8 protein-coding genes are annotated in these 11,804 nt (G+C 36.3%); 3 read left to right on the top strand and 5 right to left on the bottom strand.

The window, feature by feature from the left end:
* Window positions 1–70: 70 nt before the first annotated feature.
* Genes PP178_RS02810 through PP178_RS02800 form a run of 3 tightly spaced genes read left to right on the top strand, consistent with a single transcriptional unit; the run spans window position 71 to window position 3,169 of the window.
* Entirely contained in the window at window positions 71–1,606 is a 1,536-nt protein-coding gene (locus PP178_RS02810; protein WP_272592787.1) for a hypothetical protein, read from the top strand.
* Between the two features lie 2 nt (window positions 1,607–1,608).
* Window positions 1,609–2,349, top strand: a complete 741-nt coding sequence (locus tag PP178_RS02805; protein WP_272592786.1) for an OmpA/MotB family protein — start codon at window positions 1,609–1,611, stop codon at window positions 2,347–2,349.
* Window positions 2,336–3,169, top strand: coding sequence for an HNH endonuclease signature motif containing protein (locus PP178_RS02800; RefSeq protein ID WP_272592785.1), 834 nt, complete (start codon window positions 2,336–2,338; stop codon window positions 3,167–3,169). Before PP178_RS02805 ends, PP178_RS02800 begins: the two co-directional genes overlap by 14 nt.
* Before the next feature lie 3 nt (window positions 3,170–3,172).
* Here PP178_RS02800 and PP178_RS02795 read toward each other — a convergent pair whose 3' ends face one another.
* The 5 genes from PP178_RS02795 to PP178_RS02775 form a co-directional block, all read right to left on the bottom strand.
* Window positions 3,173–4,966, bottom strand: a complete 1,794-nt coding sequence (locus PP178_RS02795; RefSeq protein ID WP_272592784.1) for a hypothetical protein — start codon at window positions 4,964–4,966, stop codon at window positions 3,173–3,175.
* Window positions 4,967–5,055: 89 nt separating this feature from the next.
* The gene (locus PP178_RS02790) at window positions 5,056–5,373 is read right to left on the bottom strand and encodes a hypothetical protein (protein WP_272592783.1); all 318 of its coding nucleotides are present in this window, start codon (window positions 5,371–5,373) and stop codon (window positions 5,056–5,058) included.
* Window positions 5,374–6,295: 922 nt separating this feature from the next.
* Window positions 6,296–6,793: a hypothetical protein gene (locus tag PP178_RS02785; RefSeq protein ID WP_272592782.1), complete on the bottom strand. Its 498-nt coding sequence runs from the start codon at window positions 6,791–6,793 to the stop codon at window positions 6,296–6,298.
* Window positions 6,794–7,507: 714 nt separating this feature from the next.
* Window positions 7,508–8,752: an McrC family protein gene (locus PP178_RS02780; RefSeq protein WP_272592781.1), complete on the bottom strand. Its 1,245-nt coding sequence runs from the start codon at window positions 8,750–8,752 to the stop codon at window positions 7,508–7,510.
* Window positions 8,739–11,786: an AAA family ATPase gene (locus PP178_RS02775; RefSeq protein WP_272592780.1), complete on the bottom strand. Its 3,048-nt coding sequence runs from the start codon at window positions 11,784–11,786 to the stop codon at window positions 8,739–8,741. The genes PP178_RS02780 and PP178_RS02775 overlap by 14 nt, the downstream gene beginning before the upstream one ends.
* Window positions 11,787–11,804: the final 18 nt, after the last annotated feature.

Here is an 11,804-nt window from a genome sequence, read left to right as displayed (position 1 = left end):
TTCGGTACTTTAGAAAGCATTTTCTAAAAGTGCTGAGCCATAAATAATCATTAACACCACCTGATTTTCTATGAACACCTTATTTGAAATGCCTGGCTATATGCTAATTGGCTATTTTCTACTCTTTATTTGGATCCTCTTCTCAACATTTTACATCTGGCGTCTCAGTAAACTGGGTACCGATGGTGTTAACCCTTATGTTTATGATAGCATCCCCTCAGTATTCACCACCTTGGGTGTGCTTGGTACTTTCGTCGGAATCTATTTTGGACTAAGGGGTTTTGATGTTGATCGCATCACAGAAAGTATACCGGCGCTATTAACCGGGCTCAAAACAGCTTTTACTACTTCCATAGCCGGGGTCGTCCTTTCATTAGTTTTCGGTAAGATATCACAGGTAGTTTTGAGAGCCGTAGAGTCCGATGAACCGCCAAAGGCAACAGATGAACTGGCCGCGCTTCAGGAACTTATTACGCTTACTAAAGACGGTCAAGAAATCACAAATGGTCATTTCAAAGCACTAACCACTGCATTAGTAAGTGATAATAATGAAAGTTTGTCTACGCATCTGACGAAGCTCAGGAATGTTGCTCATGACAACACAAAGCATTTGAAAGACCAATCTGAGTCTTTAGAAAAGGTACGACGGCTTTTAGGTGGTAATGACGAAACCAGTTTACTTACCCAAATGGAGAAATTGAGGGATGAACAGAGAGAATCCCTGAAGGAAGTAAGTAAGGCCATTAACGGGGAAGATCAAAGCAGTTTAAAATCTGAACTTCATACGTTAAGGGAAACATTATCAGAAAATGTAGAACTGGACAAGAAATTCAGAATAGATCTCGTTCAGACGCTTGCAGCCAATAGCCAGCTCATCAGCAGAAAATTCGATGAATTCTCCGAGCTTTTAGCCAAAAATAACACTGAGGCCCTGGTTGAAGTTATGAAGTCTGCGACGGAAGAGTTTAATAAGCAAATGACGGCTATTGTTGAAAAGCTTATACAAGAAAATTTCAAAGAGCTTAATAATAGTGTACAGCAGATGAACACCTGGCAGCAGGAAAACAAATCCATGATTACCCAGCTCACAAATCAATTTGAAAAAGTGTCTGAGGAGTTCGAAATTTCTTCAGCTGCAATTACAGAAATTACCGAAAATACCGCTAAGCTCACCGATGACAACAGTCACCTGACAAAACTCATTGAGGCCCTGCAAGAGGTCATGGTGGATGACACCAAATTCCAGAATATCATCAATCAGCTAAGTTCAACCATAGATACCTTGGAGGAGAATACAGAGGCATTTGATGAAACCACCAACAAATTAAATCACTGGGTAAGGAATCAAATGAATTTCAGCGATAGCGTAGCCAAACTTCTAATACGCTTGGAGGAGATCGATGAGATAAAAGATATTAATGAGGTGTTCTGGAATAACACCAAAAAACAACTGGAAGAAGGTGTTGGTATAATAGCTCGAGGAAGTGAAGCATTAAATGCAGATTTAGAGAATATCAATGCTGAATTCTATAACCGTCTAAATGACACATTGCAAAACCTTGATGGTTTAATTCAACGCATTATTGAAAAACACGCAACGGTATAAATATGCTATCTAAAAACAAGAAAGGAGAAGAAAATATTTGGGTATCTCTATCGGATATCATGACCGGACTCATGGTCATTTTTATGTTTATTGCCATTTCTTATATCCTTGAAGTTAAAAAAGAGCAGGAAAGGAGAGATATCATTTTTGAAGAATTTAAAGCGACCAAAGAAAATCTATACGCGGAATTGGAGAAGGAGTTTAAAGACGATTTTGCGAAATGGGAGGTTGAATTAGACAAGGATCTCTCAATCAAATTTACTAACCCCGACGTCCTTTTCGAATTAGGAAAAGCAAATATCCGAAGAGATTTTGCGGTGATTCTGAACCAATTTCTACCCCGCTATTTTGACGTGTTAAGGCAAGAAAAATACAGATCACGAATTTCAGAAATACGAATAGAAGGGCATACAGATACGGTGCCTGCGCCATCATATGACAGAGACCCTTATATCGGCAACGTCCGGCTATCTCAGGAACGATCTGCAGAAGTTCTGAAATACTTCAGGCAAATGGAATACTATCAGAATCTTTCTCCCGAGGAGGAACGCAAACTACAATTTTGGTTAACAGCGAATGGATTATCATTTGGAAGAACTTTGGATGATTCCAAGCAACTTACAGCATTGAGTAACCAACCGCCGGATAATGAATTATCGAGAAGGGTGGAATTTCGCATCATCACGTCTAGTGATTCTCTAGTTAATACCGTCTTAAAACAAATGGAGAATGGCAATTTATAAGTTTACAAATCTGGATAAGTTCCTTGATGAGAGGGGCTATCCTAAGGTGCAAATAGGTTCAGGATATCGCCTGATCAAAGGCGTTGACTTCGAAAAAGCATTCCGGGAGGGCTCCATTGAGTTTAGGGAAGACGGTATTTATCTTGATTATGAGGGAACCCAATACCGAGGTTATATGTTTATTAGTCATGCCTATGTACGGTATAATGGTGGACCGAAAGAGCTTCCAAAATTTCACCTTATTAAATGTACTACAATTCAATCATTCATTCAGGATGGTCGTTTTAAAAAAAGATATGAATGGTCCAATGCCGCTAAAAATGATATTCGAGATATTCAGTCCGATGAGTTATATAAAGATGAGACGCTTGAATTATGCGCTAATTGCAGGCGTCAGATTGCGGCTTTAGAAAATGATGAAGATATATATGACACAAAAGATTTCAACTTGTTAATTGAGAAGTTGGAGGAAGAAAGCGAAGGAATTGAAGTCGATATTTTTGGATATCCAAAAGATCACAATCGTATTAGTAAGCTGTATCGTACATCACGGAAATTCACCTGTGAATCCTGTGGTATAACTCCAAGATCGATAATGGACCGGAGGTATTGGCACACACATCACATTAATGGGGATAAAACAGATAATCGTTATGATAACCTTGAGTGCTTATGTGTTCTTTGTCATGCGAATAAAGATCATCACCATCAGCAAAATTTTTCTTCATCGAGAATGAAAGGAGAGATACACCATTTTATTGCTCGTTATCAAAGAGAACTTGAAGAATTGAAAAATTCCTATCTCGAAGCGGTCTACTAGTATTTAGGCAGATTCTTTCTTTTCAATCGGTTGAATGATAAGATTCATTAAATCGCTACGCTTTGATGTTACAGCCACTACATAATGCAAGGCCCTAGTTAGCGCTACGTATAAATGATGTTTCGCTTTCTTATGAATTACCTCTTCTCCATGTTCCGTGATTTCATCAAAGTAGATCAGAAAAACCACCTTAAAATCTAAACCTTTACAATAGGAGGAGCTCAATACCTTGATAGATGGGGTGTCGGGTCGTATAATTTGTTTTCTGTGATGTTTCTGATATGGATGCGATAGTTTTTTTATCTCTTTATCGACACGGTGATGCATAACCCCTAGGCTTGGATAAATTATGGCTATATCTTTCTTTTCCACAGGGAATCGGTCGCTCGATAGAAGCTTGGTAATGAGCTTATCTACCTCGATCATTACGTCCGCAAAGGAATTCACTTCTCTATGAATAAAGGCATCTGGTACACTTCTGACGCTTTGAATTTCTTCCTCTATTAAACGCTGGGCGCGTATGGTGATTTCCTTTGGAGAGCGGAAAGAATCATCCAGAATCTTAACTCGTCCTCTTTGCTTACCTGCAAAAGTTTTTACAGTATCTACGGCCTCCTTCTCATTTATAGCCTGTTTATTATCAAAAGCCACCAATACATTTTTGTCTTTATGATTCTGACCTTTGGTGATCAAATCAATAATTTCTCCCAGGTCAGCACAGAAATCTTGTCCTTCATCAACCATAACAAAATCATAAAATCCACGAAGAGGATGAAGTTCATCTTCTTGTAAAATTTCTAAACACTCTTTCTTATATCGTGACCAGTCTTTATCCTCCACACTATCCCCCTTAATTTTATGATAACAAAACTGAATGATTCGTTGAGTTTTTATCTGAAGCGGGTACTTTTCTGCCAAATGTCTAAATACCCCATCTAGGGAGGAAGAGTGATAGGTGATTAGAATATTACAATTAGGAATCCTCTCTGCAAGGTATTGTGCGCGAGCAATGATCAGCACAGTCTTTCCGGTTCCTGCATTCCCTTTTAAGAACCGATAACCGGGCTTGTTTAACCACTTATTTAAGGTATTCTCCTGGTATTTACTAAGTACAAAAATTTCATTTTGACCACGGTTAAAATCAAACATTGCAGTTTGTATGCCTCCATCTCTACCCTTAGAAATAACTGGAGACTGAATTTTACGAGTGATTTTATCAATTGCTATTTCCCTAGACCGATCAGATTCATTATAGCGAAACCTTTTTATGTTATTAAACTTTGCAAACAACTGTTCTATATCCTCAAATTCATCTGCGAAAATAAATTTAGACGCAAGCCTTTTTTCTTCTCTGTCTGATCCCTTTAAGGGTGTAATGAGATCAATTCCGAATTTTTCGTCAATTTCATCAGCAAATAAATTAGGGAACACGAAAACTTTCGCAACTGGTATTCCTTTATCATTACCCAATAAGGCTTTTTTAAACTCATTCTTGTAGCTGTTAAAAGTCTGACATTTTTCAAATGATAGTAGCTGGGAATCACCATATCCCAAATGTCTCATTTCATTGTAGTTGAAGTTTTCAATTACGCCAATTGAAAAATCTTTGACTTCAAATAGTATTACGCCATGTTGATTGCTATACATGGCAAAATCTGGTGATTCACCAACCCCGTTGGGTTCATAGTATAATCTTGGATTGAATTCCGAATAATCATCATCAACATCTTTTATAAGATTTGCAAAGCGTATTTCTCCATCAGTTGCGTTTGAAGAAAGATCGTTCATTAAAGCCATGGTGGTGATTTTTAAGGAAATTGTATTATTTCGATAAGGAATGCTGTATGAAAACAAGCTGGAGTTTAAGGCCCCAGCTTATAGTTTAATTAAAATTTAAATATCAAAGTAGAATGTTCGAGTAATGCTCCGGAACTAGAATCAATATGGAATATCACATAGTCATCTGATAGACTATTAAGAAAGTCATTAAAGGGTTCTTCTAGCTCATCATTGTCATAATAGGAATCCCATTTTGACTGCAAATCTGGAACCATATATTCTACTGTTTCTCCTAGAATAATAAAACCCTGTAAGTATTGATTAATTTGAAGGCCTTGGTTGTCGGATTTGAGAATCTGATCTCCGGTCTTCAAACAATAAATAGGATCTTCGGTTTCTTGTTTAAGATAAATTATCTGTGACATATATTTTATTTTCTACGAATAACGCAACAATACTCAATCTTTGCAACTATTATTTTCTCAGAGTAAAATGACGAAGCTTTATGGGCAACCCCCAGAGTACTCATTGCTTCTATAGAAGCTGATTCTTTAGGCGTAAGACCCTTGGCCATTAATTGTTTATTCAATTCTTTCCTCTGAATGACATTTAACCCTCAGAGATCTCGGGGGTGGAGGGCCAGAAATAATTCCCGTTCCTGTGTAGCAAACGGTATGTCCGGGTCTAGATAATAATCGTTTTGTCTGGCAATGTGAGCTACTAATTCCGGATAGGTTTTGCCTTTTTGAAATATACCGCCTGCTGGGCATACTACTTTGGATAGTTTCTTAATCAACTTAATTTTGCAGTGTTTTCTAGGGGTCAAGACATACTAATTTGAAGGGGAAGTTTCTCTTATTCCTTAAGTGTATGTATTGGGTACGACATAAGTATGTGGCTGTTCCAATATTAATTTAACTGGATTGATTGTAGAATATTATTATAATAAATTTATCAATATTAATTGACTGAAATAATACTCGTAATAATTTCAGCTTAAATATTTGCTTTTTGTAGATTATATTCAATATTTATACAGGTTGTTCGTTTGTTATTAGAAACACCAAACTTTATTCAAATGAAAAATCAATCTATAAATAGAATTAATAAGGACGGTAAAAATCGGGTATTTGATCACTTTATGGGAAAATTCATTGATTCTCGAGAGGAGTTTCCAGATGATCAGGAATTCTTTTTATCCTATCTAAGGGGATTGGAAACGCAAAGAATTTTTAAACGGACATTTAATGAAGTCCTTCGTTCAGAATAGCTCAATAGCAGCTAAATGGGTTTATAACTTTCTAATATCGCTGCTATCTGATTTTTCACCTATAACATTAATTGCCATTATGCTATAAATATAGGGTTGTTTAACCCTCCCCCAGCTTCCACTTTGATAACATTGCCATAATTGTCATATTCATAAATAAAATCTATAATTTCTGAGGGAACTATTCTTAAAGTTTGATCAGTAACAACCTGTATTTCTCCTCCACATTTATGAATAGGTTTGTCTTGTAATTTTTCGTTACCACATTCTAAACATTTGGGGGATGGTTTTAGATTCTCAAAGTACTTTACATTTTTAGTTGATACATGGATATCATCCTTTAATTCAATAAGGCGCCTACCTAGATCTCTTGTTTCTTTTTCCAATATATTTAATTTCACTGTATTTAGAATCTTGATCAGGAATCTCCTTGAATAGTACTCAATTCTTTCGAGAATCTCTATTAATTTTTCTTCTTCTTGTTGTAAGAGATAATTGAGTTCTGATATATTCCATTCCTTTTTGGAGTAATTAATGGAATAAATTAGCGGAATATGTATTTTCCCTTCTCCCATAAACCATTTTGTCAAAGACTCACAATCCTTGCAATAGTTCCATTCTATAACAGATTCAGATACTCCAGGTTTGGGACGAATCTCGATATTATAGTACCGTATTATATTTGTGGAATGATCACATTTCGAACACCGTACATAATGGTTATAAACCCCCAAAAACTTTATTATTTTCTTAGATACTCATAAACTCTTGATTTACTCAATCCTAGCTTTATCGAAATTTCACTTACAGACAATCCCATAGATTTATATTGTTCACATAATTCAACTTTCTTGAGCACGTCCTTACTCTTAATTTCATTCCAACTGTTCGTTTTTGAATTCCAGTTTTTTCCCATAATGATGATATTTTGTAGTAATGATTCTGCACTAGCCTGCTAAATCCGGTGATTAAAATACATTAAGTAACCTCTCTATTTAATAGGGCTTTGTCAATACCCTAAATCAAAAAAACACAGTTATTTTTGAATAATTTTTAATAAAACTAATAATAATTGATCATTTGATAATAAAAACATATAAATCTCATTATTTTTATGGAATTGATACTTGGTTTTTTTTAATTAAACGCCTGTCCAAAGCCATTCTGGATAAATTACTACGCGAGTAGAGTTAATCTTTTATTAGTCGCAGTGTAATCTATAATCAGAACCATATAATAAATTTGGGAGAAATGATATATGTAATATTTGAAGATGAAAATTTAAAATGTTATATGTCAACAAGATATAAAACCTTTGATCCGATCATATCGTCTAACTGATCGTTGGGGTTTAAAATTGAAACAAACCCCAACTTACATGCATGCTCCACCTGGGCGGGATATTCTTCTCCATTCTTATGGTAATCATCAGTTTCATACTTTTTGAAAGATTGATTAGTAGGAGTACCAGGATAAAGCAACATAGCTTTCTCTGCATTCCAAAACCTGCAGTAGGCGTACATTTGGCGTAGGTCTTGAATGGAGGCCGACTTATTCATGGGGCGCTTCCATTTAGTATCAATAATATAGGTTTTAGAATCTTTTTGAAGTACAATATCAGGCCTCAAGGAATTAGGACCCCAAAATGGTTTGGAATCTTGAGGAATGACCTTTATATCCGTACCCTGTACGGCCTTAAGTACTTGCTTATAGATATATATTTCCCAAAGCTCATTCATATCGAACAAAAGGGAAAGCATACGCTCCTGGCCGCCTTTGATGTCGGGCGAGTAATTAAGTATGATGAGTCGGGCTAATTCTAAGGCATAATTATAAGGCGCTGATTTACGATTGAGTTTAATCTTAGAAAGCTGTTTTGCCGAAATTCTGCGCGAATCCACTTCTGGGAAATTTAATTGAACCCGTTTCACAAAATCGTATAAGCGAGTGCCTTTAGTGAACTCTTCTACAATCTCAAGGGCATGATTTAAGACTTGATGTAAGAGGTGGTTAGTATCATACACTTGGTGAGTAGTGTAAAATCGTTCTTTGTGGATGAGGTTTTGCCGTAGATTGCCTGCGAATTCTAGCTTCCCTTTTAGGGCCTTTACGTTTTTCGTTTCGTTACGATATTGCTTAATAAGCCCCATTCGAGTAAGCCCCTCTATCTCTCGTAAATAGAACTCAAAGTAGACCTCTAATAGATTCAAATGGCGGCGATTCACGTTTGCTGCACCGGTGGTGGAAGCCTTTAATTTTCCACAGGCCTTTAGCATATTCAACAGAACACCACGCCAAGGTGTACTATCCTCATCTTTGTCGGCTTTAGGGTGAATTTCTATGATAAGTCCATCTACTTGGATTACCCCTACATACTGACTAAACTTGACCCCCTTAGAAATGGGCTCAAAATAAGCGCCTAGGTGATAGTCATTTAACCGCAACATGGCATCTAGGTGCACTTGGGTAAACCCTTTATCACCAATCCGTAATCGCTCGTGTTCAAAAACCGAAATGATTCTAGGCTTCCGCATGCTCCTGTACAGAATTACCTAAGAGGATGTTTAAGGCCGTTATTATGCCATCGGCATCAATCTTTTTTAATGTATATACTGGAGTGTCAAAATCGATGGTATCATAATCAAAATCAGCAAAGCTCACTTTACTGCCATTGGATTTTGTCACAAAGGCTTTTCCTAAAACCAATCCTATTTTGCCGTAGTCCCCATAGAAGTATTCTTGCAACAAGGGGACGACTTTGTCATTAAATACATGAGCCAAATCTGTGGTATTTTGTACCTTAAAAAAATAGGAATGCCCAATGGTATGATCTCTGTCAATCAATTGTTCAATGCGTTGGTTGATCGTTTCCAAAACTGTAGATAGGTCGAGGCTCCCAATTACTTTCCCTTTCAATAGATTAGGATTAGGCATCTTTTCCTTAAAACTGAAACGTCTCCTTAGCGCTGTATCCAGGGCTTCCACACTTCGATCTGCAGTGTTCATTGTACCAATAATGTAAAGGTTCTTAGGAATAGAAAAAGATTCTCGTGAATAAGGAAGGGTAACTGAAACTTCTTCTACCGCTCCACTTCTTTTATCCTCTTCTATTAATGTTATAAGTTCCCCGAATATAGCAGATACATTACCTCGGTTAATCTCGTCAATAACTAGGATATGATTTTGATTGCTAGGAACGTGTTCATTTCTTTCTTTCAGCCTGAAGCTACCAGCAGAAATTTGACCCGGAGAGATTTGATAGATAGTCTGTTGCGAAAAAAGTTTCCCATAAATTTCTTTAATTGGTAAATCTAAATCTGTGTACAACCATTTTACTGGTCTAAATTGTTTGTAAGGTATAGGCGCCTGTTTATCTAAAAAATAATCTCCTTCGATAACGCCTATAGCACGTAATTTAAAAGTTCCGTTAGACACAAATACCAACTGCTCACTTTTCATAGAGAGAATGAAGCGCTCCATCGCTGTGACATTGAAATCGTTGGCCCCTTTTACTTCAATGCCACCTTCTTTAAAGCGTTTACGAATGTCAGAAACGCTTTCAACTCCTTCAAAATTAATATCCTCGCCAAATCCAATAGCTATTCTATCATTTTCTATACAATATTGATATATCGCCTCGTCAGCGCTAACCTGTGAATTTCCTAAAGAAATTTTATTAATTGGTTTCTGAAATTTTTCTTTAGGGATGTTAAAATTCCTATCAGACATCAATTGAAGCTCCTGTTTATTCTTGATCGATTGAACTATCTCTTTCAAAAGTCCTGCCTTAATTTCATAATGGACATTATCACTTCCTTCATCTTCTCCAGCTGAAAGGGTAGGTTTAATTCCCTCAACAAAATCTTCGTAACTGAATGATTGATGGAAAGTAGTAAAGACAACCTGCCTATCGTTGACCAGTTTTTCATATTCGTTTAATACCAGTTGCCTTTTATCATTGTCATTTTCTATAGCATCTAACTCGATATTAGGCTTCGCTATTCGAACGGCTAATTCCTTGGTCGCGTAAGTTTTTCCGGTGCCAGGAGGTCCGTATAAGATTTGATTTAATGGAAATTCCATGTTTTTATGTTTGCCATAATTTATATGAGGTACATTATCTCCCCCCGGGTTACCCCCTGATTCAAACAGCGCTTGAAAGCCATCTTTGGTGAAGTTCAGGCAGTAGGCTTGGTTAATTTTCAGATTGTTTGTAAATGGACTATATTTCTTAGGAAGTATTTGTCGATTATTAATAAAAACATCTTGGACCTTAGCTATTGGAATTGGAGAATCTAAAACATCATAACCGACTCCGACAAGTATAACATCTTCTTCTGCATATTGTTCCAAGTTATAAGGTCTTGGGCCAATGGTATATTCTTTAGATACCACTGAAGTTGCACGCACTGCACTCTCAGAATAGTGGATTAAAATATCCCCTTCCTTAAGATCCTTTAATCGCTTATGATGATGAAGTTTACTATCAGGTGCAGCAATAATGCCTCTCTCCAATTCATTATTGTAGGAAGATCCTTGATTGACCCAATAATAATTCACTTCTTCTTGTAAAACTTCCCTGTGCAGATATAGTATAAAATCTTGTACAAGCCACGACAAGTCTACTTCCCGTAGTTCTGAATCCTCTGGAAATAACAATTCTACCAACTTATGTAGTGATTCTTTTTTATTATCAAGAAGACTACTGGCGATTTCATTTAAACATGTGTTTGCAAGATTAAATCCTTTTAATCCTGATTTATGATATTCATTAAGGTTAAATAGATAAGCAATACAATTAATCAAACTCTCATTAGCATAGGGCTTATAATTATGAGGAATCAATGTGCCCGCCCAAGAACTAAATTTCGGATAACTGAGTTCACTCTTTTTAAACTCTTCATTCTCCAATAATTCATCATCATAAAGTTTACGAAGTAGTTGTACATCAAACAAAGAGATAAAATGGTCGCGAAACCTTAGATTACTCACTATAAAATTGACGCCTTTTACCGAACTGTTCTCATAATACACTTGCTCCTGAGATTCAATACATTTTGCTATTATTTCTTCATCGGTTTGACTATCAAAATCGATATGATCATCTATCCATCGACCAAATTTGAGCTTGTAACTTTCCTGAACTGATAGCCAATCGGTATTTAGACAAACCTCAACGTACTGATCAAATAGATCGTTTAATTTCTCCTCATCCAATGGATTTGGAATAGCGTGGTTCGTATATTTTAGGTGGATGCCCGATACTGGTATCGACTCCTCTATATCTGTAGTTTGTGATTTTGGGAGAATTTGAAACCCAAAATCTCGTAGCATAGAAAAACAAGCACTATTTTCTCCTCCACTAAATCGACTATGAGGTATAAAATATTCGTTAGAGAAATACCCAGCTAATGATGTTAAATACTTTGGAGGATAAGTCTTGTTCTGATAAACAAGATCGTAAGAAGTAGATTTTCGGTTAGAAGGATATCCTTCATGATCAACCGTGTGTATTGCTTTTAATATATTTTCCTTAGTAATATCTGTGAATAACTCCTTTTCTTTCATAAATATGTTGGTGGTTAG

It is taken from the genome of Zeaxanthinibacter sp. PT1 (genome assembly GCF_028464225.1).
Taxonomy (GTDB): Bacteria; Bacteroidota; Bacteroidia; order Flavobacteriales; family Flavobacteriaceae; genus Zeaxanthinibacter.
This window is presented reverse-complemented; position numbering and strand designations above follow the sequence as displayed.

What these genes read in the sequence shown, in the direction of transcription:
- PP178_RS02790 (WP_272592783.1), bottom strand. Translation starts at nt 5,373, where the DNA reads ATGTCACAGATAATTTATCTTAAACAAGAAACCGAAGATCCTATTTAT.
- PP178_RS02780 (WP_272592781.1), bottom strand. Translation starts at nt 8,752, where the DNA reads ATGCGGAAGCCTAGAATCATTTCGGTTTTTGAACACGAGCGATTACGG.
- PP178_RS02775 (WP_272592780.1), bottom strand. Translation starts at nt 11,786, where the DNA reads ATGAAAGAAAAGGAGTTATTCACAGATATTACTAAGGAAAATATATTA.
- PP178_RS02810 (WP_272592787.1), top strand. Translation starts at nt 71, where the DNA reads ATGAACACCTTATTTGAAATGCCTGGCTATATGCTAATTGGCTATTTT.
- PP178_RS02805 (WP_272592786.1), top strand. Translation starts at nt 1,609, where the DNA reads ATGCTATCTAAAAACAAGAAAGGAGAAGAAAATATTTGGGTATCTCTA.
- PP178_RS02795 (WP_272592784.1), bottom strand. Translation starts at nt 4,966, where the DNA reads ATGGCTTTAATGAACGATCTTTCTTCAAACGCAACTGATGGAGAAATA.
- PP178_RS02800 (WP_272592785.1), top strand. Translation starts at nt 2,336, where the DNA reads ATGGCAATTTATAAGTTTACAAATCTGGATAAGTTCCTTGATGAGAGG.
- PP178_RS02785 (WP_272592782.1), bottom strand. Translation starts at nt 6,793, where the DNA reads ATGGGAGAAGGGAAAATACATATTCCGCTAATTTATTCCATTAATTAC.